Source organism: Mesorhizobium sp. WSM3859, assembly GCF_002295065.1.
Taxonomy (GTDB): domain Bacteria; phylum Pseudomonadota; class Alphaproteobacteria; order Rhizobiales; family Rhizobiaceae; genus Mesorhizobium.
Map to the genome: position 1 here is coordinate 125,723 of NZ_NSGG01000006.1, position 23,804 is coordinate 149,526.

The window sequence follows — 23,804 nt, forward strand, 5'->3', positions numbered from 1 at the left end:
TGACTGAAGGCTACCGTGAGGTCTACTTCACCACATCACCAGCGGCATAGAAACCGGCAGCTTGATCCGAGCAATAGATCATTCGGCAAGATAGCATTCTAACGCGCGGGCGCGAGCATTGGTTCAGGCCATTCTTCAAAAGGCGTCGTCGCTTTTCTGGATCTGCACGAGTGCCGCTCCCAATAAGTCAACCGCCAACGCACGTGCCACCGAAGTCGCTGCGCAAGGTAAACTTAGCCCAGGGCTCTCATATTGTCGCGGGGTAGTGGGTCGGCCCACTACCCGGCGGCCGTCTTTTTTTATATCTGATCTTCTGATACATTAACTTCGAGTGACGAGTGCGGGGCCATATGTCGAATGAAATCCTGGTTGTCGATCCGCTCGAGCGGCTTGAATTGTTGAAAAGCCTCGCGAGCGAGGTCCGGGTCCGAATTCTCGATCTGCTGCACCGCAAGGGGCCGAAAAACGTCAATCAGGTGGCCGAGGAACTCGGTCTTCCGCAATCGACGATTTCCGCCAACATCCAGGTTCTTGTCGATGTCGGTCTGATCGAGACGAAATCACAGAAGGCGCGCAAGGGAAGCCAGAAGGTTTGCTATTCGACCTTCTCTGAGTTGGTTGTCGTCTTTAAGGACCGCGCCCCAGCGCAGGATCTCGGGGTCATAGAAGTGGCGATGCCGCTTGGCCTCTATACGAGATGCGAAGTTTCCGCTCCCTGCGGCCTGTGTTCAAAGGACGGCGTCATCGGACTTCTCGATGTGCCCGACACCTTCCTCGATCCTGGCCGCATGCGGGCAGGGCTGCTGTGGTTCACGCGCGGCTTCGTCGAATACCAGTTTCCCAACAATGCGACGCTTGCCAACGCCAAGGTGGGAGGGCTGGAGCTGGCGATGGAGCTCTCGTCGGAGGTGCCGGGCACATCGCAGCATTGGCCGTCGGACATCACGATCGCGATCAACGGACGCGAGATCGATACCTGGACGGCGCCGGCCGACTATGGGGACAAGCGCGGCAAGCATACGCCCGGCTGGTGGAAGCTAGCCGGATCCCAATACGGTGACCTCGCACACTGGCGCGTCACGAACAATGGCACCTATCGCAACAATGACAAGGTTTCTAACTGCTCGCTGGCTGATCTGGAGCTCGCGCGGCACCGCTCGATCCGGATACGAATCGGCGTGAAGGAAGATGCGCGTCACCCCGGCGGCGTAAATATCTTCGGCAGCGGCTTCGGCAATTACAGCAACGACATTGTTCTGCGCCTGCTGAAGGCTTGAGGGCATATCAGCCCCTTGACGGGTGGTGCGCGACCTCGACCGACGGTGCGCTGGTCGTTTGCGGCTCGTCGCATTCAATGTGCCACCTATTCGCAGTGGGAAGCTACCGTGCTGGAAGTGACCTACGAGAAGGTCGGCTACATCTCTCGTCGGAAAGGTCGCGCTCGTGCTTTGCCTCCTTCCCCTTTGGGCCTGCCTCCCGAAGCTCGCGGCAATTTACCTTGTCGATGTGCTTCAGGGCCCACGCGATCGGCGATCCAGGGAAAGGACGAATGGGTAAAACGCGACAGAGGACGCTGGCCGCGGCCATCATCCCCGGCATCGAAGCCGCTGCGATGCCAGCCGTCCTGGGAACTTAGCACCGCCTCCCAAGTTGATCTGGGTTAAACTCCGGAGCACCGCCATGTCCGATCCCACGAACAGAAAGCCCGAAGACGCAACCCGCCTGCACACCAGACCGGCAACGCCCTCGCCGGCAACAGAGAAAGTCTCGGGGGCCGGCCCCGCGATCGCCGAGCATTCCAAGGATGCCAAGGCGCCCAAGGGCGGCCGTCAACCCGGCGCCTACGTCAAGGACAACTGATGAACGTCGCCAACCTACAGCTTGAGGGGCTGATGATGGCGGTGGCGGCCATCAACAATGCGCTTGTGCACCATGGCGTGCTCTCGATCGACGCCATTGACGATGCACTGCGCAAGGCCGAAGCTTCAGTCATGGCTGACGAGCGCGTCTACGAAGATATGTCGACGGCCCACCGAGAAGCGATTTGCTTTCCCTTTCGGTTGCTGCAGCTTGCCAATCTGTCTCAGGATCAGACCGGCGTGCCGCCTTTTGCCGAGCTCGCGCGCCAAGTGGGCCGGACTAAGGATGCTGCCGGCGATCCGGCTTACTGGATCCGGCAGGCGCCACGCGAAAACGATTCCATGGACACACGTTTCGCCGCGCTGGCGTCTGCAGCCGGTCGAGCAGATGATTCAAAGTCGCGCACCGCCTGGCGATGCCCCGCCCATCCCATATACGTCCTATACATGGGCCGAGCTTCACGGTCCAATTCCGCGGGATTTCGGGGAGGACTCCGGTCAGAGTTCCTCGGCCGCTGTCAGGCGGCTTCTGCGACCGCCCGATCGTTGACGCCGCACTCGCCGAGAGTCCAGTCGCCTTATCCTCTTCCAGCGTCGCCTTCAGGAGCTCTACGGCGTCTTCCTTGCCAAGCGACTTTGCCCACGAGATCAGCGTGCCGTAGCGCGCGATCTCATAGTGTTCAACCGGCTCAGCCGCACCGATAAGGCCGGCGTCAAGGGCCGGTGAGCCTTTGTACTCCTCGGGGACTTCGGCCCCTTCCTCCAGGATGCCGTCGATCGCCGGGCAGGTCTTTCCGCGGGCCGGGTGTGCCGAGAATGCTGAAGATCTGCTCAGACGCTCCACTTTGCCTTCGGTTTCGGCGCGGTGTTTCTCAAAGGCCGCGCTGACCTCCTCATTTTCGGCGCCCTTCGCAGTCTTGGCAAGGTTTTGAGGATTTTCTTTTCGGCGTAATAATATGCTTCAGGCCGTCGAGGAGCGGCGCAGACCGCCTGGAACGAAATTCCGGCCTCTCCATTGTTCGAACGCTTCCCCATTCCACCAGGACTTCCAATGGAAAAAACCTTCAATCGCCTTGCGACAGTCGTCGCACACGCTTCCGGCCGGCCATGGGCCTTTGCGTTGTGCCTGGCGTCGGTGTTGATCTGGGCCGTAACCGGGCCGGTCTTCCACTACTCCGAAACCTGGCAGCTGATCATAAATACGGGTACGACAATCGTCACATTCCTCATGGTCTTTCTAATCCAGAACACGCAGAACCGCGACGGCGCGGCCATCCAGGCGAAGCTTGATGAGCTGATCCGCTCCGGTACCGCCAAGAATGCCTTCATTGGCATCGAGCACCTCACCGAGGCCGAGGTCGAAGAGTTCCGCGCTTTGTGCGCTCGAGCTAAGGAAAGCAACGAACGAGCAGGTGAGAAACGCCGTAGGCAGCGGCTTAAGGCCGGGCACGCCTAAATGCTACATGCCTAGGCTCAGGACCTATTAAAGAGGTTCACAGGACAACGGCGTTCTGATTCAGTGGCAGCGCAAGGAGGCGCTGCTAGGAGTAGTCTGTTCTGGTTGTCGGCGGCGCAATCGAGCCGTGTTTTGCTCGTCGCACGGGGTGCCCAGAGTGGATGACCGAAGGGTGATCAGCGGTATCATCTTCGTGATCAGGAACGGGTTGCGCTGGCGCGATGCGCCGAAGGACTACGGTCCGCACAAGACGATTTACAACCGCTTCGTGCGCTGGAGCCGGCTGGGGGGTGTTCGACCGGATCTTCGCCGAACTGGCAGCTAAGGGGGCGGGTCCGAGCGGCTGATGCTCGATGCGACGCACCTCAAGGCGCACCGGACCGCTGCAAGCCTTCTCAAAAAGGGGCTGTTCCCAGACGTATCGGGCGCACCAAAGGCGGCCTGAACTCCAAGCTCCATGTCGTCTGCGACGGCCAGGGCCGGCCGCTGGTCATGCTGCTGAGCGAAGGCCAGATGAGCGACTACAAGGGCGCGGCCTTGATGTTCGATGCCATCCCGGACGCCGACACCATGCTCGCCGACAAGGGCTATGATCCGACTGGTTCCGCGCGGCCCTCAAGCACCGCGGCATCGTCCCCTGCATCCCCTCGAGGTCCAACCGCAGGAGCCCGCTCGGCTATGATCCGATCCTATACCGGCTGCGCCACAAGATCGAGAACATGTTCGGCCGCCTCAAGGACTGGCGACGCATCCACACCCGCTTTGACCGCTGCGCCCACACCTGTTTATGTCCGCCATCTGCCTCGCTGCAACCGTCATCTTCTGGCTATAGCGGACCAACCGGTCTGGTACATGCCGCCACCCACTCCATCATTCGCGTTTTCGGATAGTTCCCAGGTCCGGCGGAAGGTGCGATGCTGAGGTCAAGCAGCATGGTGAGGTGACACGTTGGTCGATCGGGAAGCAGATCAGATCATTCACGTACCGGTCCACGGGTACGAGGTCGTCGCTTACAGCTTTGGGTTCGGCGAGGAGGTCCTCTTCTGCCTCAATGGCGGGCCTGGCCTTGGTTGCGACTACATTCGAGACAGCCATTCGCGGCTAGCGGGTGATCGGTACAGGGTCGTCGCTTTCGACCAGCTTGGCTGCGGTGCCTCCGACCGCCCCGACGACGGGAGCCTGTGGACGCTGGAACGCTATGTCGAGGAAATCGAAATCGTCCGAACCACCTTGGGCCTGGGTAAGGTTCACCTGCTGGGCCACTCCTGGGGCACGTGGCTCGGTCTCGAATACGCATTGACGTACCCGGATGGTTTCAAAACTCTGGTCCTTGCGGATGGTGCCGCCAACGTTCCTCACTTGGTGACCGAACTCGAAAGGCTGCGCGGTGCGCTCGGCAGCGAGACTGTCGCCATGATGCAGCGCCATGAGGCTGAGGATACCCTTGAGCATCCCGAGTACAAGGGCGCCCTTGACGTACTCTATTATCGGCACGTGTGTCGGCTGCAGGCCTGGCCAGAGGCTCTGCTGCGTTCCGTGGCCAGCTTCAATGTAGCGCCTTACAAGGCGATCCAGGGACGCAACGAGTTCTGCTACTCCGGCAGCATCAAGGACTGGAACCGCCTCGACCGGCTGCATCGCATCGGTCAGCCCACGCTATTGCTTTGTGGGTTGCACGACATTGGCACACCGGCCTGCTCACGCCTCATGCATGAGGCCCTTCCAAATAGTCAGATCGTCGTCCTTCCCAACAGCTCGCACATGCCTTTCTTCGAGGAGCCAGACGCCTATTTCACGGCGGTACAGACTTTCCTCGACGCGCACATCGGTTGAACGGCCAGCGGCTGGGCTGATTTAATGACCCGACGGTACAATCGCGCCCGTCAGCACCAAGCCGGACGGGAAGAACTTGGCCCATACTTCGCAGCGACGTGAGGCGGGTTCAATAACGAGTCCTGAACCTAGCCAGCACCGAGCCTGCGGCAATTTGCAGTTGCCGACCGATCAAACCGAAGACTTCCCCTGGAATTGCTTGAGAGATGCAGGACCTTCATCACACCATTTGGCGGTACACTGGAAAACGCAAACCGCAGACGAGTCGCTCCGGCTCGCGCCTTATACTCAGGCCTATCCTTTGGCCGTCTGCGAAGCACAGGCATAGTGCTTGTTCTCAAGTCAGACGTGAATGTCTCCTGCCGGTTTCAATTGTGACCTGCCACTCTCCGTTGACTTCCCTTATCGAAACCGCGCCGGACCACGAACCTGGAGGAGCGTCTGCGCCAAGAGAGCGTTCGGAAACGATCAATGGAGCCGCTCTGCTCAGGTCGATAACGGCCCTGTCGTGGGACGACTGGTGCGCGCCGCCCATGGGGTCCTCAGACACGACCTTTTTCTGGTCTATCGCAGACGGGAGTTTCGGCGTCCTCTCAGCCGGCGAGGTGCCTTCATGATAGCGCCGCGGGAACAAACCTGAGCGTGTCGCCGTTTTCTGCGGAGATGCTAAAGTAAGGTCCGATTCGTCTGGAATGCGCGGGAGGTCTGATGCATCCGGATATGAAGATCGAGGGCTTGCGGTTGGCTTCGGCGATGCTGAAGCAAATCCGCAAGAGGACCAGCGCAGCGGGCGAGGACCTGCTGAGCTATCTCATCGACATTGCTTCCGCTGAAGCTGACGAGCGGGTGCGGGCCATCCAATCCGAAATCAAGGGTCGGCTGTCGTGACGCCTTGACCCTGAAAGAGAAACCTATCGTGTGCCGCCACGTTGAGGACGACAGCGGGATTAGAGAGAGATGGGCATGCGAGGCATCAAAGCGACCGGAATGGACTGGGAGAATGCTTACGACCCCGTCGAATTTGCGGAAAAGCATGGCCTGACACTCGGCCAAGCCAAGACTGTTCTGAATTCGAACGGTCCATCTCGGCACAAATGCGATATGGCGGCGGTGGCGTTTCGGCGGGTACTGGACTTAAAGCGCCAAAAGGCGGTTCTCGGAAGCCCGCGCGTTCCGCGGCGGAGGGATGGCGCGTAGCTCCCTCAAGTCGAGGGCGAGGAGCATCATCAATCACCACCTTCAATCTTCGGGCGTGCCCGACCTTCGCATCGTCGCTGCGCCTATCGCCGGCCAGCTTCAAAATATCCTCGCCTGCGCGGATGCTACGACGCGAGCGGCGGGTCAGGATGAAGCCGGACTGCGGGCCAAACACTTCCGTGCGGCCGTCGATCTCGCCCGGCGCGTGGACGATCGTCGCCAGCCTATCGCCCTTGTTGACGCGGTCGCCGGGCTTGACGTCGTAGAGGATCGCGCCGGCCCTCGGCGCGGGCATCATGTCGATGTTCTCCAGCGGCACGACATCATCGCAGTGAAGATCGAGCACGATGTCGCTGCCGAGCAAGAGCTGGACTAGTCGGTTCTTCAGCCGGCGATCGGCGCCCAGCGGTTGAAATTGGTGCGGGTGCCGAGGTTGAAGCGGCCCTGACTCGCCGAATGATACCGCGCGCGGCCAATCGGATTGGCCCAGGGCACGACCGTGATGGGCCCTCTGACGCGGCCTTCGGCCTCGGTCTTGGCAAGCATCGGCATCAGCGTCGATGGCGACGAGCCCGGCAGCTCGCCGGCATGAAGAGCGGCCTGCAGATAGGCAGAAGGGGCCGCCTTGTCCTTGCCTTCGAAGCGGAAAACAGGTTGCTCACGGCTTCGACGCAGGCAAGCGATCGCGATATCTGACATTTCATTCGCACCGGTTCGGGCTGCATTCGTGCTAGTTACTCCGCGAAATCGGTTGATGATGCGTCCGGGGTAACTTGCCGGGTCAGTCACCAGTCTGGCGAATGCCGAGGCGATCCCGGGCGCATGGTCGGGATAACGCAGGCAACTGTGATGTCCGTGGCCGCAATGGCGTGACCGAGCTACCGATCCGGTCGATCTCGTTCATCGCCTCACCCGCGGGGCTCTTGTCGTCCTTACACATCGGTTTAAGGTCCTTTGGGTTGGACGGGGGAGAAGATTGTCTCGTCGATCGGCACGAGTCCATCTGCTTGGACTAATCGCGGCAGCTGTGTTGCCGGTCTGGCTTTTTGCTGCCTACCTGCTTGTGACCTACGCACTGCATGAAACATCCCGGATCGAGCAGGAGGCTCTTTGGACGGCTCGCCAGGTGTCCCTCGTTGTGGAAGGGGAACTCGCCAGTCCCAAGACAGTTCTGGACGGCCTTTCCAAATCTTCCGCTCTCGCGAATGGGGATTGGCAGGCCTTCGGGGCCGAGGCACGTCGCCTAGTCGATGGGACCGATGAGGTAATCACGCTGCGAACTCTTGACGGTCGCCAGTTGGCAAGTACCGGGTCTGAGCCGTCCTCCGATCAGCCATTGGCAGCACCGCCTACTCTCGACGAACGCGAGCAGCTGAAACTTGCAGGACTCCTTGTTGGCAATGTGTTCGCCGGGGAGAAGCCGAACGAGTATCGCGTAGCCGTCACCAGGGAGGTCCCGGGTTTCAACGGCGAACCATTGTTGCTTTCGATAGCAATTCCTACCGAACGCATCCGCCTTGTCATGCTGCCGGCGGTCCCCGAGGGATGGACTGTCGGTGTCGGGGACCGCGAGGGAAAATACGTCGCGAGATCCAAATTGCATGACCAGGTCACCGGGAGACCCGGTTTGCCCGAATACATAGCCAAGGTCGTGGGCCGCTCCGGAACCTTCCAATCTCAGAATTTCGAAGGGACCAGATTGCTGGCTGGATACTACCGGTCGCCTTACTCTGGCTGGTTCTACACGGCCAACGTTCCACTATCCCGAGTCCACGCGCCGCTATGGTGGTCTTTAGCGCAGATTGGAGGGATTGGTCTTTCCGCACTGCTTTTCTCGCTTGCCCTGGCCTATGTTGTCGGCAGGACCTTCACCAAGGCCACCGCAGATCTCGTCGAACGAGCCTATGCGCTGGGCAGCGGGCGGCCGGTGCAGCCGATCGTTTCTTCGGTCTCAGAGTTCGACACGATTGGGCAGGCCATGGTCACGGCAGAGCACGCCATCGCGGAGCGCACGCGCGAGTTGGAAACGGTTTTAGAAACGGTACCCGCCGCCGTATGGTTTACCTATGATCCGCAGGCTCGCCAGGTAATCCGCAACAGGTTTGCTGTAGACCTGATGGGACTGCCGCCGCAGCCTCACAGGTCCTTTGGAAAAGCAGATCTGGTGATTGATACTCTTGCGTACAAGGACGGCCAGGCTGTCAGTCGTGAGGACCGCCCACTCAGCAGGGCGATGCGAGGCGAAGAGACCACCAACGAAGAATTTGCATATACCCTCCCGTCTGGAGCGCAGCGATACTTGCTTTCCAGCGCACGGCCGATCCGCAGTGCGGACGGCTCTGTCGTAGGCGCGGTGCAGATCAGCTTGGACATTTCCGACCGAAAACGGGGGGAGGAACAGCGCCAGTTGCTCGTCAATGAACTAAACCATAGGGTCAAGAACACCTTGGCTGTGGTTCAGGCCATAGCTGCCCAGACCATGCGCAACGCCAGCAGCCTGGCACAGGCTGGTCAGGCGCTTTCCAGCCGACTGGTGTCTCTGGCAAAGGCGCACGACATCTTGACCCTCGAGAACTGGAGCGGCGCCGACCTCAGCGCCCTGATCGTAGCCGCCGTTGAGCCGCATGCCTCCCTCGATCGCTTCGACATGCACGGGGGACGAATCTGGCTTCCACCCAACATCGCACTCTCCTTCGCCCTCGCGCTTCATGAGCTGACGACAAATGCGATCAAGTATGGCGCACTCTCCAACCCGACAGGATCGATCGAGATCAATTGGAAGCTGCAGGAGGCTGAAGGCGACCGGCTTCTTCAGCTCGATTGGCATGAAAAGGGCGGTCCACCTGTTACCCCCGGTAAACGTGGATTTGGTACCCAACTGCTCGAGCGGATTTTCGAGGGGAAGAACGCTGGTGGAGTGAAGATCAGCTACGAGCGGATTGGTCTACGTTGCGCGTTTCGAGTGAACCTCACCGACCGAAGTTAGTTCAACATCCAACGGAACATTGGTCCCCATGAAGCGTTGTGGCCGCTCGGGGGTATCCGCAAAGATGGGTAATGGCGCGGTTCTAGTCGTTGAAGACGAGACGATGATTTTGCTCGACCTGGAATCGGCGCTAGAAGAAGCGGGCTTCGAGGTCATAGGGGCAAACAACGCGGCGAGCGCGATTGCCGCTTTTGATGCGGACCCGCAAAAATTCAAGGCGCTGGTGACGGATATCCGTATGGGCTCTGGCGAGACGGGATGGGAGCTTGCGAGGCGTTGTCGCCGCTCCAATGCAGTGCTGCCGGTCGTCTACATTAGCGGCGACAGCGCGACTCACTGGGCTCACGAGGGGGTCCCCAATAGCATCATGATTACAAAGCCGTTCTTCATGCCGCAGATAGTCACTGCGGTATCCACGCTGCTCAACCAACTGCCGACGATCGATCCGACCTGACTGCGCTAGCCTGCTACGAGAATCCCATATCGCTTACGGCCACCGCGATGCTCGTCATAAGCTGCGCCACTTCGCATTTCCTTTTGACTATTGGCGTGGACCGAGGCGATTGAACGCAGCGCCGCAGATGGTGCTGCCGATATGCGCTTCGCAATTCCTTGCGGCTCCAGCGAGTGCGAGGCCACTGCGATTCAGCCGCCAGCAAGAACTTCAGGTCGCATGAAGGCGTCGAACCGAAAGCCACCGCGTGAGAGGTCGAAAGGACCTTCCACGCCTGCAATCTACCTCTAACTAACAATTCACTGAGGAGACAATTTCCATGAAAGCAATCGTTGTAACGGACCAGACCGCGGGAACCGCCGGCATGACACTGGTGGAGCGGCCCGAACCACAGGCAGCGATAAACGACGTCATCGTTCAGGTTCATGCGGCGGGATTCGTCAACACCGAACTGGAGTGGCCTTCAACTTGGGCGGATCGGGCCTTCTGTGACCGGACGCCATCGATCCTCGGTCATGAATTGGCGGGTGTGATCACGACGCTTGGCTACGGCACCACGGGGCTGTCGATCGGTCAGCGGGTGTTCGGCCTGTCGGACTGGCATCGCGACGGCACACTTGCTGAGTACGTCGCCATGGAAGCACGCAACCTCGCGCCATTGCCCGGCGATGTCGACTTCACGGTGGGCGCAAGTCTGCCGATCTCGGGCCTCACCGCATGGCAAGGCTTGTTTCAGCACGGCCGCCTTCAGGCAGGACAGAGCGTGCTGGCGCATGGGGCGGCCGGCGCCGTCGGTTCGGTCGTGACGCAGCTTGCGCGGGAAGCCGGCGCCTACGTCATCGGCACCGGACGCGCCGCCGACCGCCAGAAGGCGCTCGATTTCGGTGCAAATGAATTCGTCGACCTCGGTGAAGACGCGCTGGAGGACGTCGGCGGCGTCGATCTGGTGTTCGATGTCATCGGCGGTGACATTCAGAACCGGTCCGCAGCGTTGATCCGGGCCGGAGGAACGCTGGTGACCGTCGTCGGCCCTACCCAGGCGAGGCCCGCAGACGGCCTGGCGGTTGACTTCGTTGTCGAGTCTGATCGCGCGCAACTGAGTGAGATCGTCCAGCGGGTGCGGGACGGACGGCTGCGGACAAACATCGGCACCGTCTCTTCCCTCGAAAATGCCATCGCCACCTTCAACTCGACGGAGCGGCGGGCGGGAAAGACGATCATCCGCCTTCGCCCGTAAGAACCTGGGGAGCGATAAAGCTACCGGGAAGCTGTGCGCGATGGGGTGACGAACGGTCATGAACCGCGCGCGATGATTGCGCTGAAAAGCGGATCAAGCATCAGGCCGAGAATTTTTCGATATTGATCGTGAGCTCAAGGACAATTCCAGCGGGGCCCCGATCTCGCACGAGCCCGCCAAGCTCACTCGCGGCGGCGCGGACCAAGCGGCTCCCGAAACCTTCGTCTGGGGTTGCGACCGGAGGTGGTCCTCCTACCTCTCTCCACTGGACAGTCAACTTACCGTCCAGGTTGGAGCAGGCGATCTCTATCGAGCCGGCGGTCACCGAGAGGCTGCCATGTTTGGCAGCGTTGGTGGCGAATTCGTATAGCAGGAGAGAAAGTGGCGTGATCATCGCCGAAGGCACCGGCATATCGATGCCACTGATCGCGAAGCGGGGATGCTCGTCACTTCCATGGCGGTATGGCGCGAGGATTGCGGCGATCAATGCATGCAGGCTCGTTGCGACCTGAAGAGAGGAGCCGGTCGAGGGGAGCATTGTCAGCGCATGCGCGCGCGCGAGGGCCCCGAGCCGATCAGAAACGGTGGAGGCGAGCGCGGCCGGAGTTTCAGCGGTTGACGCGCTCAAATTGACGATTGTGCTTGCGATGGCAAAGAGATTCTTCACGCGGTGGTCCATCTCGCGAAGCAGCAGCTCCCGCTGCTCCTGCGCGCGCCTCCGCTCGGAAATGTCACGGCCGATCTTAGAGACGCCGATAATTGCGCCAGACGCATCCGCGATTGGGGAAGCGGTTAAAGAGATGGGAATGCTGCTGCCATCCTTGCGCAGGCGAACGGTCTCGAAATGATCGACATGCTCTCCATTGCGAATGCGCGCCAGAATCTCCCCTTCCTCGTTCTGGCGATCGGGCGCGATCAGCAACATGAGCGGACGTCCGACAATTTCCTCGCGGCCGTAGCCGTAGAGACGCTCGGCGCCGCTGTTCCAGTCCGTGACGATGCCATCCATATCGGTCGCGATGATGGCATCATCCGAGGATTCCACCAACGCGCTCAGTCGCGCTCCTGTTGTTTCCGCCCGCTCCCGTTCGATTGCAAACCCGAGCTGACGGGCAATGGTCAACGCAAGTTCGCGTTCACGATCGGCGAAGCGATAGGGTGCTGGATAGTAGACCATGAACTTGCCGATGAGCTCGCGGGAGCTGGCAAGCGGGATAAAGGCCAGCGCTTCGATTCCCTCGCCAAGGACCGTGTCGATGATCTGCCGAGATTCACCGCTGAGACGAATATCCTCGACAAAGATAGGTTCGGCATCGTGCTCCCCGCGCGTCCACGGCGTGTGACCGTTAACTGCCTCGCGGTATTCTTGAGAGAGTGAGCGCCAGGCGACGAAGCTCATGACGCTGTCGCTGTCAAATCTCAGGATCGAGGCGCGTGACGAACCGAGGGCGTCGCATATGGCGTCCAGCGCTGCATCGTAGATCTCGTCAAGGCCGTTGGCTCGATAGAGTCGGTCGGTCAGACGAAAAAGGACGGCTTGCTCGCGGACAATATCGCTGTCGGCCGGCTCACGCTGGCCTCCGCCCATGGCCGCATCACTCATGGCCCCGTGCTGCATGGCTCTATCCCAGGGCGGTTCTATTCGACCATCCTCAACCAAATAGCACCGCGTCCAGGGTCCAGGTCCTTCGATTGATTGAGACCCCGACCACGCCAACAATATGCGCCTTGCGCCGTTTCGCAATAGGGACTCGGGCGCGACGATGGTTAGACCGCCGGGTCGCTGTCGCTTGCTTGCGGTCCTTGGGGACTGACTTCGACATCCGATGAGATGCTGAGGCAAGACAGCTCAAGCCTGGCGATCGATACAGGAACAAATCGGATTTGACCGGGTTCAAGAACATGCCGGAGACCGACGCGAGAAGCTGGCCGAATTGCTGCGCCGCCAATTTGCGAGCGAGGCGGTGCGGCGGCACCTGCGTGGGCTTCCGATTTTTCGCGTTGAGCAGTGGTTTGCCCGAGCGGCTGGGGGCTGCTGGACCGACTCCCCAAGAAAATGACAGGAGGCCACGGAAATAAGCGAGCCGAGAAAGCGACAAATCCGCTACGGTAACCGCTCTGACCAGTGGCGGCGGCGTGCTGGCGCCGCGAGAAACTGCGCCGGGAGGAGCGTTTCGGGCAGCTCGTGCGCGCCGGTCGCATACGCCAGGCTCTGACGGTCTGCGGCCGAGAGATCCAGTCGACATGGCCTTCGCCGTTTCGCGAGACTTCTCACGGCCTGCCTGTGGCCAGATCGCTTTCGACCTCGACACCGAGATCTTTCTCCGAAGCATCGCAGTGCGCTTTTCGGTGACCATATCATAGCCGGCCCGCCCGCTTCCTTTTCGCGATAATATGGCCTTCCCGCAAAAGGCAGCTCCATTCAAATCCCAGGAGAAAGATCAACTGTTGGGCTTCCTCGACGGAAATTCCGGTCTCCTCCATCAAGCGCTGGATTGTATAGCTCCTGGCGTTCTCTGGCCTCTCGGGCGTCTCAGTCACGAAAAATCTCCTACTGAGATTCAACCCGCCGCCAAAACCGTTGTTCCGCTTCGAGAGGACTGGTGGAATAGCTCCTTTGGAGATTTAATCCGCCTCTGCGCGGGAAATGTTTTCGCCCCCGCTCATGTGAGAGAACGATGGCGAAATCACACCTGACGGCGCTTGACGCCGACATCGTACGGTCTGCCTTCCTAAAGGAGATCCACGAGAGCAAAGCGCCGGAGAGCCGGTGGAGAGATGGCTATGCAACTGATGCAGTCGCACCGACGTAACCCAGGTTAATGCACGGGCGGTCGGCTATAGCAGGATGGACACATGCCGCACTGCTTCTTCGACACAGACGCCGACGGCGATCACACTCACTACGAGGTCGGGCTTCCGTTTTCCTCAACACAGTTTCGAAAGGTGCTGTCGCGACCTTGCCGGCCTTAGCGCTTCATGCCGTAACGCGGAGGCGGCAACCGCAATTAAAGCATCTCGTCCGGGACGAGCGCGGCTAAGCGGTGCGCACTGCCATGCTGACCTCGATGACGCTTTTTCATCTTTAGGTCACCTCAGCCCCAGCAGACCTCGCTCCAACGGCGCCGTTGAACGGCCTTCCGCGCTGGAGCAGCGCACTCTCGTACCTGAAGGGGCGTTGGAACCTCTCTCGGTAAGCGCACGTTTTCCTTCTAGGATTATTATCTCAAGGAGGTAGTCCGATGTTCAAGATGTTCACAATGGGCGCCCTTGCGCTCGCAATGATGAGCGGTGCAGCAATGGCTGGGTCCACGTCTGCGCTCGATGACCCTGCCAAGATGTCGCCGTTCTTCACCGATGCCGGGATGAAGACCCTGAGATCCGAAGCCGATTTCAAGACGGCCTGGATGGCGATGAAACCAGACGAGCGAACTGCGGTGCAGAAAGACTGCGGCGATGCCACGCTCAACAAGGCCCATGGCGATTTCTGCGCTATGGCAAAGAAGATGGGTGGTTAATTCGTCCGACAGAGGAAGGCGGACCATGGTCCGCCTTTTCTGTTGCCACCTACCGCGCCAAGCTGCCGTGCGAGAAGCATCAATTCAGCGTCGGTTCGCCGCCCGTCATCTCGGCGAGAAAGGACGCGGCGATCAGATCGTCCGCGTCGATGCGTAAGGAGCCTTCGCCGCGCCCCATGATGGCCGCGACCTTCTGGAAGGCTTTAAACTCGTCCTGGGTGATCCTGGCGTCCTGCATCCTGGTTCTCAGTTCGGCGACACGCATCCCGAGCGAACAGGATGTTCCGACTTCTTTATTCGACATTTGGTCAGTCCTCCTCTCCCCACCCGAGTCTGTTTCGCCGCCGCCCATTCGCAGCCTGCCCATAGCCTGGTGTTGCTTTGAGGAGCATCAGCATGCCCGCTCATAAAAATCTGCTGATATTATAAATGAATGATTAATGGCCGCCGCGGGGGCTTATCGGCGACAGTTAGGGGGCAATGCCGTCTCGGACAGGGGGATGTGTACCACGATGCAAGTGGTGCCACCTCCCAAGCTTCTATGCCACCAAGAGAAAGGGCGTTCGACATCGTGCGCAAGCTCGGGCCGTGGGGCGGGTGTCATCTGTATAGTCCGCGATGTAGTCGGCCCGCATATCGCGCAGATCACGATAGAGGCGCTAAACCGGTGGTGAGAAGCGAGACTAAAAAGCCCCGGCGCTGAGGGGGATCGGCGCTAGGGCTTTAGGCATGTACGCTGTACCAGCATGACCTTGGATTAGGCTGCGCTGACATCGTGAACGAAGGGTGAAGATTCATCCGGCCACACGATGCCCGATTAGGGCAAGTGAGGCGCGTCCCCATCGATGATGAGACGCTCATGCTCCAAGAAGGAATGCCAGACCACCTGCCGCGCGTCCCGTTCATCCACCATCTGGCCGCACCGCGGACAGCGATAGAAATACTCGCTTTCGTGCTCGCAAATCTTGCCGTTGAGATGTGGCTCGAATGGGCCGAGGTCAGATAGCTTAATCATTGCAACGGTTAGAACATTCAGTTTATCTAAAATGTTCCGCTGGGACGGACACCAGACATCCTGCCCTGACCTTCGGTGCAAATGGAGTTCGCTCGGATGGTAAAGCCAGGCGTCGTCAATCCTCGAGCGTTCCGGACCTTGCATTGTTGCTGCGCTTGTCGCCGGCGAGCTTCAAAAGATCCTCGCCGGCGCGGATGATACGGCGCGAGCGACGGGTCAGGATAAAGCCCGACTGCGGGGCAAATACCTCCGTGCGGCCGTCGATCTCGCCGGGCGCGTGGACGATCATCGCCAGCCTGTCGCCCTTCTTGACGCGGTCGCCGGGCTTGACCTCGTAGAGGATCGCGCCGGCCTTGGGCGCGGGCATCATGTCGATGTTTTCGAGCGGCACGACCGGGCCGGCAAATTTGTCGAATTTCGGAACCGATGGATCCTGGATGACGCCGCGAGTCACCAGCAGGCGGTAAAGGCCGGCGGCATCGGACGCAGCGAGCGCGCCGTCGACATCCAGCAAGCCGCGATATTCGACCGTGGTGACGACGCGCCGGTCGAAGCGCGCGATGCTGGCCGGCACGTTCTGGTAGGGCATGATCGAGGCGCCTTCGAAGGTGCCGGTGTTGTCCTCGCCCCACAAAAGCACAGCCTCGGCGCCCATGGCCGCCGCGCAGTCGGCCATCTGCGGCCACAGGCTGGTATGGATGTAGAGATAGGCGAGGCCTTCGTCGTCGCAGTGGAGGTCGAGCACGACGTCGGTGCCGAGCGAGAGTTGGACGAGCCGGTTCTTCAGCCGGCGATCGGCACCGCCAAGGCTGACATCCGGCAACAGCCTGGCATCGGGCGCCGCGAGCAGCGGAAAGGAGCGGTTGAAGTTTGTCCTTGTGCCGAGGTTGAAGCGGCCCTGATGCTCGCCGAAATGATATTGCGCGCGGCCGATCGGATTGGCCCAGGGCACGACCGTAATCGGGCCTCTGATGCGGCCCTCAGCCTCCGCCTTGGTCAGCATCGGCATCAGCGCGTCGATGGCGACGACGCCGGGCAGTTCACCGGCATGCAAGGCTGCCTGCAGGTAGGCGGAAGGGGCCGCCTTGTCCTTGCCCTCGAAGCGGAAGACCGGAAATTCGTAAATCGTGCCTTCGGCGTCGCCGGTGATGCGCTCGATCGTCTTCTGCATGGGGGTCTCCGAATGAAGAGGCCACCCAAATGCATGCTTGCGGTCGGGATGTCGAGTGGTCCAGCTAAGCCGCGCCGTGGGAGCAGCAAGCTACGATGGACCGAGCCTCGCTGCGGCGAAGACGCCTCGCTTTATTCAGCCGGCTGTGCCTTGAGGATGGCGCGGCGGGCGAGCGCTTGCATGCCCTGGCGAGCATAGCGGCGAGGTTCGGCCGTCGGCGTCAGCCTGGACGCACGGATCTGCAGCGGCGGCGCGACGATGAAGATCAGCATGCCCCAAACTGTTGGGTCTCCAAAGCCGTCGCTCCTTTGAAGCCCTGCCATGGTTGCGCAGTCATAACGCACAAGGCGCCCGACTAATGCTCCGCCCCCCTGGCACCTCCACTATGCAGCCTTCTGAGCATGGATAGTATGAAGCATCTCGGGCTTTAGATGTGTGTAGCGTCGCAGCATCTTCCAATCCTTGTGCCCTGTAACCAGTGCTACCTGTTCGATTGTGAACCCGGCTTCGAATAGGCGGCTCGTGCCTTCGTGCCGCAAATCATGAAAATGAAGGTCATGGATGTCCAGATCAGCGCACCCTCGACGGAAGGCGGTGCCGACGGACCGATGATTGAATGGGAAAATTCGATCATCGTCATTGCAGCGCTTAGCCAATTGCTCCTCGACAATGGCCCAGGCGTCATATCCCGTTGCCGCGAACAGGGGTATGCGCTGATTGTTCCCTTTCTTATTGCGTGGGTCTTTCCGGTCGCGGATGAGAAGCATCCGCGTGCGAATTTCCAGGTCGGACCAACGTGCCTGGCAGATTTCCTCCTGGCGCATCGCGGTCGCAACAGCGAAACGTATTATCCGGCCAACCGGCGCTATCTGGAGAGGATTTGTATCGAAGTGAGCGATTAGCCTGTCGAGTTCATCCTGGGTGGGCCGCCTGTCACGCTCACACCCCCTGCCGACAAGGCCAAGGCGCTTAAGTGCGATGCGCGCTAGATCGACGGGTTCCACTTTGACTGGTAGACCGTGGACGGCCGCGGCATGAGACAGGACAAGTTTTATAAAGCCGATGTCTATACCGAGAGTCATCGGTCCAGCGCCTTGGGCGGCCCGCTCACGACCAAAACGAATAAGCCGTTCGCGATCCAGGTCCGCGACGCTACACTTCCCGAGTTGCCTTTTCAGCATACCGAGGGCCGCGGCCTTGGAGCGGCGAGGGGACTTGCCTACATCGCACATGTCGTCGATATGAAGCTCTATGAGTTCGCCGAAAGTTTTCCGGCGCGCTATGCGGGACTTGGTCGGCGTCTCACCGCGATCGACTTGGCGCTCGGTTTCGGTCGCCCAGCGCCGTGCGTCGTCTCTGCGCAGGAACGTCTCGCTGACATAGCGACCTTTGCGACGGACTTGGACACGCCAGGAACCGGATGAGAGCTTTGTGTAGGTGGCCATTTTTTCGTGTGCGCTCCGTGTGCACTGAGAGATCGAAACGTGGCGAAAAGGGTCGTATTCTGGCGTAAATTCGTGTCCACTCGGCAGGTTCTAAGAATTTGATGTTAAAGAAAAAATGCTGAAATATCAAGAGCATAGATTGGCTTTGGCCCCGATGATGGATTGGACGGATCGGCATTGCCGGTTCTTCCACCGCCAGTTGACACGCCGCGCGCTGCTCTACACCGAGATGGTTGTGGCGGACGCCGTCATCCACGGCGCGCGCGAACGATTGCTCGGTTTCGACTATGTCGAGCATCCGGTGGCGCTGCAGCTTGGCGGATCGGACCCGGCAAAGCTCGCCGAAGCGGCGCGGATCGGCGAAGCCTTCGGCTATGACGAGATCAACCTCAATGTCGGCTGCCCGTCCGACCGCGTCCAGTCAGGGACATTCGGCGCCTGCCTGATGAAGACGCCGGACCTGGTCGCCGAATGCGTCGCGGCCATGAAGGCTTCGGTGAAAATCCCCGTCACGGTCAAATGCCGCATCGGCGTCGACGATCAGGACCCGGAACCCGCTCTCGATACGGTCGCCGACGGCGTGTTCGGCGCGGGCGCCGACGCGCTCTGGGTGCATGCCCGCAAGGCCTGGCTGGAGGGGCTGAGCCCCAAGGAGAACCGCGACATCCCGCCGCTCGACTATCCGCGCGTCTATCGGCTGAAGGCCAGAAAGCCGAACGAATTCATCGGCATCAACGGCGGCATTCAATCGCTTGCCGAAGCGTCGGTGCATCTCGGCCATGTTGACGGCGTGATGCTCGGCCGCGCCGCCTATCATACGCCCGGCATCCTGACGGGCGTCGATGCCGCGTTCTACGGCGAAGTGGCAGCCGTCTTCGACTATCCGGGCCTGATCGACGCCATGGCCGGCTATGCCGCGCGCCACATCGAGCGGGGCGGGCGCCTCGGCCACATCACCCGCCATATGGTCGGACTGTTCCACCGGCTGCCCGGCGCGCGCCGCTTCCGGCAGATTCTTTCCACCGACGCAAACCAACCCGGCGCCGGGCCGGAGGTGCTGAAGAGCGCGTTCGCAGCGATCGATTTCACGACCGCGGAAGCCGACGCGGCCTGACTTTCGGTCAGAGCAATTCCAGGAGAAGTGTAAGCGGTTAAGTTCGGCGCCTTCGCCTTAACCTTCCGTCCGGAACTGCGTAAAAACAAAGAGATGGGACGTTTCGCCGTTTCTATAAAACGCGCTAGTCCCGCAGGATCATGCGGTCGCCGCGCACGTCGAAGCCTGACAATGAGCCGATGAAGTTCATGCCGAGCAGGCTCTGGTCGAGCATGCCGGGCGCGGCGACCATCACCGACATATCCTTGCGCACGATGCCGCCGATCGCCACCTCGTTGGTCCTGACCGTCGCGGCGCGCGCCATGCCGTTGGCGGTGGAGACGTCGACGCTGTAGCTGAGCGCCGCCGGGTTGAAACCCGCGGCCTGGGCATCTTGCGATGTCAGCACCGTGCTGGTCGCGCCGGTGTCGACGACGGCGCGCACCGGCGTGCCGTTGACCAGGATGCGAGCCTCGAAATGGCCATTGTCGGCTTTGTCGAGCGTGACGGTCGGGCGACCATTCTCCAAGCCGAGCGCCAGCGGGCTGCCCGGGACAAGGCCGGCGGTCACGCGGCTCGCGACGTCCTGCAGCTCGTAGCGATACTGGTAGCCGGCGATCAGCACGAGCACGAACGCGGCCCAGACGCCGAGATTGCGCGCCATGTCGCCCAGCGGCCGGCCGGAGCGGAGCAGGCTCGCGCCGATCACCATAACCAGCAGGCCGACCCAGATCAGCCGGCCGAAATCATTGTTGTTCATGCCGAAGGTGTGCCCGGCCGAATTGTTGAGCATCAAGAGCACGACCCCGACGCCGATCACCGCCATGACGATCCAGAACAGCCGGTTCATCGGTTTTCTTCTCACAAAACGCCACGTTCGCGCGCCATGCGGGTACGCCTTGTTTCGCGGCGCGGCCGGCGCTCGACCGTTTCGAGCCGGGCCGGCAGTTCGGCCATCACCGCCCGGCGCGTTTCGGGGGTCATCGTCAGCCAGCCGGAAATCTCGTCGCGCGTGCGGCCGCAACCGAAGCAGAACCCGGTTTTCATATCGATCGAACAGACCAGGATGCAGGGGGATTCAATAGCGGTCATGCTGTTCTCTTGCGTTCATTCCACATGGTGCAACCGCCGAAGCAATGCAAGCCCTCCGCGATGCGTCGCAAGGCCACCTGTTCGCGGCATCGCCAGGCGGTTGTGCCGGCCGGAGAAGGCGGCTATGCCGCTTGCGATTTCCGCAACGAACCGCGACCGACATAAATGCCTGCTAAGCCTTTCGACGACTTCCGAAGCCTCCTGGCGGCGTTGCCGCCTGCCGATGACGCGGCGGGCGCGCGTGTCCGCGCGTTGTTTGCCAAAGCGGACAAGCCGAACGAATCGCTCGGGCGCGTCGAGGACATCGCGGCCTGGATTGCCGCCTGGAGCGGGCGGGCGCCGCCGGCGATCAACCGGCCGCTGGTGGCGATCTTCGCCGGCAATCACGGCGCCGTCCGGCATGGCATTTCGCCGCGGCGTGTGGCGGCGACCGCCGATGAAGTCGAGCTCTGCGCCGCCGGCGGGGCCGCGATCAACCAGGTCTGCATCGCCAACGATCTCGGCCTGAAAGTCTTCGACCTGGCATTGGATATCCCCACAGGCGACGTCACCGAGGAAGCTGCGCTCGATGAGCGCGGCTGCGCCGCGACCATGGCCTTCGGCATGGAGGCGGTTGCCGGCGGAGCCGATCTTCTGTGCCTGGGTGATCTCGGGGTTGGCAATTCGACCATTGCGGCTGCCCTTTGCGCCGCGCTGTTCGGCGGCCAGGGGACGGATTGGGTTGGGCCGGGGTCTGGCGCCGATGCGGCGACGATGGCGCGAAAGGCCGAGGTTGTCGATCGGGCGCTGGCGTTTCATGGTTCCGGCCTCGGCGATCCGCTGGAGGCCCTGCGACGGGTCGGCGGCCGCGAGTTCGCGGCGATCTGCGGCGCCATTCTTGCGGCCCGCATGGAGAAGATTCCCGTCTTGCTCGACGGATTCGTGGCGACTGCCGCGGCCGCTGTTCTGCATGCGGCCAGCCCCGGCACGCTCGATCATTGTCTGCTTGCCGGCCTGTCGCCCGAGCCTGGTCATGCCAAGGCTGCCGAAAGGCTCGGACTGCGGCCTCTGCTCGATTTCGGCATCAGCCATGGCGAAGGAGTTGGGGCCGCTCTCGCTGCCGGTATCGTCAAGGCCGCGGCGCTGACCAGCTCAGGTATGGCGATGGCTGTTCGGCTGTAGACCCGCGGGGATCGCGTCAGCGGCGCCCGCGGGTGGCGACCGTCTTGGTCGGCAGGGCCGGCAGTTCCTCCATCACCCGGCTCAGCGGGAAGATGGCAATCGCCTCCGTGCCTTCGCGCAACTTGGAATGAAGCTCGAACTCGCCGCCATGCATGGCGAGCAGGCCCTGCACGATCGGCAGGCCGAGGCCGGTTCCCTGTTCGGCGCTCTTGATGGCGATCGAGCCCTGGCCGAAAGCGGAAAGCACGACCGGGATCTCCTCTTCCGGTATGCCCGGGCCGTTGTCCTTGACCGAAATGTACTGGCCGCCGCCGGCGGTCCAGCCGACGCGCACGCGCACTTCGCCGCCGGACGGCGTGAACTTGATCGAATTGGATAGAAGGTTGAGCGTGATCTGCCGCACCGCGCGCTCGTCGGCGAAGAGGCGCGGCAAGGTCTCCTCGAACTCCTGGATGATGCGGATATCCTTGTTGCGGGCCCGCAACTCCATCATGTGGCAGCAGTCCTCGACGATGGTCACCAACACGAGTGGCTCCTCGTTGAGCTGGTAGCGGCCGGCCTCGATGCGCGACAGGTCGAGGATCTCGTTGATCAGGTCAAGCAAATGCTGGCCGGACTCGTGCACGTCATGGGCATAATCGCGATAGGTCGGATTGTTCATCGGCCCCAGCACCTCATTGGCCATCACCTCGGAGAAGCCGAGAATGGCGTTGAGCGGCGTTCGGAGCTCGTGGCTCATCGAGGCGAGAAAGCGCGACTTCGCCAGATTGGCGTCCTCGGCGCGCCGCCTTGCCTCGTCCGACATCGATTTCGCCGTCTCCACCTCGGCGATCAGCGCGTCCTTCTCCGAGCGGAAGGACAACACCATCAACGAGGCCTGATTAAGATGTCGCGCGACGTAACCGAAGAAGGGAAGTGCGGCGATGAGGAGCGCCGCCATCGTGGCTTCGATCGGCGTCCACAGGCGGATGATGGTGTAGACATAGACGGCAACGGGGATGGCAAAGGTCGCCAACAGCGCGCCGCCAAGCGAGGAGGCCATCACGGCGGTCGTCGCCATCGCGATCAGCAGCACCATGGCCTTGGCCACATGGAACTGGTCGATCTGGCAGGTTTCGCAGCCGATCCATGCGAACCATGCCCAGCCCAGGCCACACAGGAAATGGCCGATCAGAAAATCGCGGCGCGTCTGTGCCGGGTCGAGTTCGGCGGCTTCGGTTCGCTCGACGCGCCGCGACATGAAAGCGACGATCGCGTAGCAAAGCAGCATCGCCAGGGCCCAGATGGCGATCTGGTTGCCCAGGCCCGCCAGCCGGCCGAGAGCCGCCACCGCAAGCACCAGCAGCGGGGTTGCGACCGCGCTGACCACCATGGCGCGCGCATGCAGTTTCAGGAGCTCGCGATCGAAGTCGAGGCTGCCCGCTTGTTGCGAAAGGCGGTCGCGCGTCTTGCGCACCGCGCGCGCCACATCGCTGTTGCGGTGCGGTTTACGGCGGTCCACAATGAATTTATCCGCTGTGTTCGAGCGTAGCAAAGGCATACGGACTTCAATTTCTGCGCGCAGCGATTTTCAGTTCGTTAAGCTACGTTCGAATGATTAAGAGACTGTTTGCCATATGAGCCGCTTCGGGCCGCGAGGACCGCGCCGGCGCTATGCGGCAAGCCCGCCGCGCAGCCTCTGGCGCAAGCTGCTGGACTATGGGCTGGCCTTCCTCTTGCTCGGGTTGCTGATCCTGCTGGCGGCGCGGCTCGATCGCTTTGAGAGGCGTACGGAGCAGGGCACGGCGATCGTCAATGACGGCGATTCGATCACGCTCGGGGCCGAGCGCATCCGCATGCGCGGCATCGATGCGCCTGAGTATCTGCAGACATGCCAGAAGGCCGGCGCCGACTATCCCTGCGGCAAGCTGGCGCGGCAGTCGCTGGTGCGCCTGATAGCCGGCAGGCCTGTTTTCTGCAGCGGCTGGCAGCGCGACCGCTACGGCCGGCTGCTCGGCGATTGCAGGGCAGGCGACACCGACCTGAACCGGGCCCAGGTACAGGCCGGATGGGCGGTTGCCTTCGGCGGCTTCGAGACCGAGGAAGCGGCGGCGAGAGCGGCCAAGCTCGGCATCTGGGCAGGCAGCTTCGAGGCGCCACAGGATTGGCGCGACAGCCATCACGATGCGCCGGTCGAGCGGAAGCACGGCACGCTGGCCTCGTTCGGCGACGCGTTGCGCGAGTTCTTTCGCTTCTGGTGATGGGCGTATCCGAGCCCTATGATCCGGTGGAGAAGCTGGAGGATGGA

21 protein-coding genes and 4 pseudogenes are annotated in these 23,804 nt (G+C 61.4%); 15 read left to right on the forward strand and 10 right to left on the reverse strand.

Annotation, left to right across the window (positions count from 1 at the left end; genetic code table 11):
• Positions 1-350 precede the first annotated feature (350 nt).
• The 3 genes and pseudogenes from CK230_RS15240 to CK230_RS33605 form a co-directional block, all read left to right on the forward strand.
• Complete coding sequence (locus CK230_RS15240; protein ID WP_095817998.1) at positions 351-1,277, forward strand: transcriptional regulator; 927 nt, start codon at positions 351-353, stop codon at positions 1,275-1,277.
• A 403-nt stretch (positions 1,278-1,680) separates the two neighbouring features.
• Complete coding sequence (locus tag CK230_RS15245) at positions 1,681-1,860, forward strand: hypothetical protein (protein WP_095817999.1); 180 nt, start codon at positions 1,681-1,683, stop codon at positions 1,858-1,860.
• Positions 1,860-2,147 (forward strand): annotated as a pseudogene (locus CK230_RS33605) (hypothetical protein); the annotation flags it as partial. The gene CK230_RS15245 and the pseudogene CK230_RS33605, both read left to right, overlap by 1 nt.
• Positions 2,148-2,377: 230 nt before the next feature.
• Here CK230_RS33605 and CK230_RS15255 read toward each other — a convergent pair.
• Positions 2,378-2,875 (reverse strand): annotated as a pseudogene (locus CK230_RS15255) (DUF892 family protein).
• A 35-nt stretch (positions 2,876-2,910) separates the two neighbouring features.
• On the opposite strand from CK230_RS15255, the gene CK230_RS15260 reads away from it, so the two are divergent.
• The 4 genes and pseudogenes from CK230_RS15260 (at position 2,911) to CK230_RS33105 (ending at position 6,036) form a co-directional block, all read left to right on the forward strand.
• Positions 2,911-3,315, forward strand: a complete 405-nt coding sequence (locus CK230_RS15260; RefSeq protein ID WP_095818000.1) for a low affinity iron permease family protein — start codon at positions 2,911-2,913, stop codon at positions 3,313-3,315.
• 96 nt (positions 3,316-3,411) lie between these two features.
• Positions 3,412-4,147 (forward strand): annotated as a pseudogene (locus CK230_RS15265) (IS5 family transposase).
• Between the two features lie 116 nt (positions 4,148-4,263).
• Positions 4,264-5,148, forward strand: coding sequence for a proline iminopeptidase-family hydrolase (locus CK230_RS15270; RefSeq protein ID WP_095818001.1), 885 nt, complete (start codon positions 4,264-4,266; stop codon positions 5,146-5,148).
• Between the two features lie 720 nt (positions 5,149-5,868).
• Positions 5,869-6,036, forward strand: coding sequence for a hypothetical protein (locus CK230_RS33105; protein WP_176480108.1), 168 nt, complete (start codon positions 5,869-5,871; stop codon positions 6,034-6,036).
• Between the two features lie 385 nt (positions 6,037-6,421).
• On the opposite strand, the pseudogene CK230_RS15280 reads toward CK230_RS33105, so the two are convergent.
• A pseudogene (locus tag CK230_RS15280) lies at positions 6,422-7,044 on the reverse strand (peptidase M14); the annotation flags it as partial.
• A 328-nt stretch (positions 7,045-7,372) separates the two neighbouring features.
• On the opposite strand from CK230_RS15280, the gene CK230_RS15285 reads away from it, so the two are divergent.
• From CK230_RS15285 to CK230_RS15295, 3 genes are all read left to right on the forward strand, one after another.
• Positions 7,373-9,331 (forward strand): HWE histidine kinase domain-containing protein, encoded by a 1,959-nt coding sequence (locus tag CK230_RS15285; RefSeq protein ID WP_245429941.1) that lies wholly within the window; start codon positions 7,373-7,375, stop codon positions 9,329-9,331.
• A gap of 64 nt (positions 9,332-9,395) precedes the next feature.
• The gene (locus CK230_RS15290) at positions 9,396-9,785 is read left to right on the forward strand and encodes a response regulator (RefSeq protein WP_095818160.1); all 390 of its coding nucleotides are present in this window, start codon (positions 9,396-9,398) and stop codon (positions 9,783-9,785) included.
• Positions 9,786-10,104: 319 nt separating this feature from the next.
• Positions 10,105-11,022 (forward strand): NADP-dependent oxidoreductase, encoded by a 918-nt coding sequence (locus CK230_RS15295; RefSeq protein WP_095818004.1) that lies wholly within the window; start codon positions 10,105-10,107, stop codon positions 11,020-11,022.
• Positions 11,023-11,122: 100 nt separating this feature from the next.
• On the opposite strand, the gene CK230_RS15300 is transcribed toward CK230_RS15295, so the two are convergent.
• On the reverse strand, positions 11,123-12,640 hold the full coding sequence (locus tag CK230_RS15300; RefSeq protein WP_095818005.1) for a PAS domain S-box protein: 1,518 nt from the start codon (positions 12,638-12,640) through the stop codon (positions 11,123-11,125).
• A gap of 1,624 nt (positions 12,641-14,264) precedes the next feature.
• Here CK230_RS15300 and CK230_RS15310 point away from each other — a divergent pair.
• On the forward strand, positions 14,265-14,540 hold the full coding sequence (locus CK230_RS15310) for a hypothetical protein (RefSeq protein WP_095818007.1): 276 nt from the start codon (positions 14,265-14,267) through the stop codon (positions 14,538-14,540).
• Positions 14,541-14,619: 79 nt separating this feature from the next.
• On the opposite strand, the gene CK230_RS15315 is transcribed toward CK230_RS15310, so the two are convergent.
• From CK230_RS15315 to CK230_RS15330, 4 genes are all read right to left on the reverse strand, one after another.
• On the reverse strand, positions 14,620-14,844 hold the full coding sequence (locus tag CK230_RS15315; RefSeq protein ID WP_095818161.1) for a hypothetical protein: 225 nt from the start codon (positions 14,842-14,844) through the stop codon (positions 14,620-14,622).
• A gap of 826 nt (positions 14,845-15,670) precedes the next feature.
• Positions 15,671-16,726, reverse strand: a complete 1,056-nt coding sequence (locus CK230_RS15325) for a succinylglutamate desuccinylase/aspartoacylase family protein (protein WP_095818009.1) — start codon at positions 16,724-16,726, stop codon at positions 15,671-15,673.
• A gap of 131 nt (positions 16,727-16,857) precedes the next feature.
• Positions 16,858-16,998: a hypothetical protein gene (locus CK230_RS33110; RefSeq protein ID WP_176480109.1), complete on the reverse strand. Its 141-nt coding sequence runs from the start codon at positions 16,996-16,998 to the stop codon at positions 16,858-16,860.
• A gap of 111 nt (positions 16,999-17,109) precedes the next feature.
• On the reverse strand, positions 17,110-17,808 hold the full coding sequence (locus CK230_RS15330) for a site-specific integrase (protein WP_245429942.1): 699 nt from the start codon (positions 17,806-17,808) through the stop codon (positions 17,110-17,112).
• Between CK230_RS15330 and CK230_RS33610 the strand changes: the two genes are divergently transcribed.
• Positions 17,761-18,150, forward strand: a complete 390-nt coding sequence (locus CK230_RS33610; protein ID WP_245429945.1) for a hypothetical protein — start codon at positions 17,761-17,763, stop codon at positions 18,148-18,150. The two genes, CK230_RS15330 and CK230_RS33610, sit on opposite strands and share 48 nt — an antisense overlap.
• Positions 18,151-18,286: 136 nt before the next feature.
• Entirely contained in the window at positions 18,287-19,285 is a 999-nt protein-coding gene (dusA, locus tag CK230_RS15335) for a tRNA dihydrouridine(20/20a) synthase DusA (RefSeq protein ID WP_095818011.1), read from the forward strand.
• A 124-nt stretch (positions 19,286-19,409) separates the two neighbouring features.
• Here the strand turns inward: dusA and CK230_RS15340 are convergent, their stop codons facing one another.
• On the reverse strand, positions 19,410-20,114 hold the full coding sequence (locus CK230_RS15340; protein ID WP_095818012.1) for a TIGR02281 family clan AA aspartic protease: 705 nt from the start codon (positions 20,112-20,114) through the stop codon (positions 19,410-19,412).
• An 11-nt stretch (positions 20,115-20,125) separates the two neighbouring features.
• Positions 20,126-20,356: a DUF1289 domain-containing protein gene (locus CK230_RS15345; protein ID WP_095818013.1), complete on the reverse strand. Its 231-nt coding sequence runs from the start codon at positions 20,354-20,356 to the stop codon at positions 20,126-20,128.
• Between the two features lie 165 nt (positions 20,357-20,521).
• On the opposite strand from CK230_RS15345, the gene CK230_RS15350 reads away from it, so the two are divergent.
• Positions 20,522-21,517 carry a nicotinate-nucleotide--dimethylbenzimidazole phosphoribosyltransferase gene (locus CK230_RS15350; protein ID WP_095818014.1) on the forward strand — a complete coding sequence of 332 codons (996 nt, stop codon included), beginning with the start codon at positions 20,522-20,524 and terminating at the stop codon, positions 21,515-21,517.
• Between the two features lie 16 nt (positions 21,518-21,533).
• On the opposite strand, the gene CK230_RS15355 is transcribed toward CK230_RS15350, so the two are convergent.
• Entirely contained in the window at positions 21,534-23,057 is a 1,524-nt protein-coding gene (locus CK230_RS15355) for a HAMP domain-containing sensor histidine kinase (protein WP_095818015.1), read from the reverse strand.
• A 76-nt stretch (positions 23,058-23,133) separates the two neighbouring features.
• Between CK230_RS15355 and CK230_RS15360 the strand changes: the two genes are divergently transcribed.
• Positions 23,134-23,757 carry a thermonuclease family protein gene (locus CK230_RS15360; protein ID WP_095818016.1) on the forward strand — a complete coding sequence of 208 codons (624 nt, stop codon included), beginning with the start codon at positions 23,134-23,136 and terminating at the stop codon, positions 23,755-23,757.
• The last annotated feature ends 47 nt before the right edge of the window (positions 23,758-23,804 follow it).

Coding starts and splice junctions, on each gene's coding strand:
- CK230_RS15290 (WP_095818160.1), top strand. CDS start 9,396: ATGGGTAATGGCGCGGTTCTAGTCGTTGAAGACGAGACGATGATTTTG.
- CK230_RS15330 (WP_245429942.1), bottom strand. CDS start 17,808: ATGACTCTCGGTATAGACATCGGCTTTATAAAACTTGTCCTGTCTCAT.
- CK230_RS15295 (WP_095818004.1), top strand. CDS start 10,105: ATGAAAGCAATCGTTGTAACGGACCAGACCGCGGGAACCGCCGGCATG.
- CK230_RS15240 (WP_095817998.1), top strand. CDS start 351: ATGTCGAATGAAATCCTGGTTGTCGATCCGCTCGAGCGGCTTGAATTG.
- CK230_RS33105 (WP_176480108.1), top strand. CDS start 5,869: ATGAAGATCGAGGGCTTGCGGTTGGCTTCGGCGATGCTGAAGCAAATC.
- CK230_RS15300 (WP_095818005.1), bottom strand. CDS start 12,640: ATGCAGCACGGGGCCATGAGTGATGCGGCCATGGGCGGAGGCCAGCGT.
- CK230_RS15325 (WP_095818009.1), bottom strand. CDS start 16,726: ATGCAGAAGACGATCGAGCGCATCACCGGCGACGCCGAAGGCACGATT.
- CK230_RS15310 (WP_095818007.1), top strand. CDS start 14,265: ATGTTCAAGATGTTCACAATGGGCGCCCTTGCGCTCGCAATGATGAGC.
- dusA (WP_095818011.1), top strand. CDS start 18,287: ATGCTGAAATATCAAGAGCATAGATTGGCTTTGGCCCCGATGATGGAT.
- CK230_RS15350 (WP_095818014.1), top strand. CDS start 20,522: ATGCCTGCTAAGCCTTTCGACGACTTCCGAAGCCTCCTGGCGGCGTTG.
- CK230_RS33610 (WP_245429945.1), top strand. CDS start 17,761: ATGAGACAGGACAAGTTTTATAAAGCCGATGTCTATACCGAGAGTCAT.
- CK230_RS15260 (WP_095818000.1), top strand. CDS start 2,911: ATGGAAAAAACCTTCAATCGCCTTGCGACAGTCGTCGCACACGCTTCC.
- CK230_RS15360 (WP_095818016.1), top strand. CDS start 23,134: ATGAGCCGCTTCGGGCCGCGAGGACCGCGCCGGCGCTATGCGGCAAGC.
- CK230_RS15245 (WP_095817999.1), top strand. CDS start 1,681: ATGTCCGATCCCACGAACAGAAAGCCCGAAGACGCAACCCGCCTGCAC.
- CK230_RS15340 (WP_095818012.1), bottom strand. CDS start 20,114: ATGAACCGGCTGTTCTGGATCGTCATGGCGGTGATCGGCGTCGGGGTC.
- CK230_RS33110 (WP_176480109.1), bottom strand. CDS start 16,998: ATGCTGATCTTCATCGTCGCGCCGCCGCTGCAGATCCGTGCGTCCAGG.
- CK230_RS15315 (WP_095818161.1), bottom strand. CDS start 14,844: ATGTCGAATAAAGAAGTCGGAACATCCTGTTCGCTCGGGATGCGTGTC.
- CK230_RS15345 (WP_095818013.1), bottom strand. CDS start 20,356: ATGACCGCTATTGAATCCCCCTGCATCCTGGTCTGTTCGATCGATATG.
- CK230_RS15355 (WP_095818015.1), bottom strand. CDS start 23,057: ATGCCTTTGCTACGCTCGAACACAGCGGATAAATTCATTGTGGACCGC.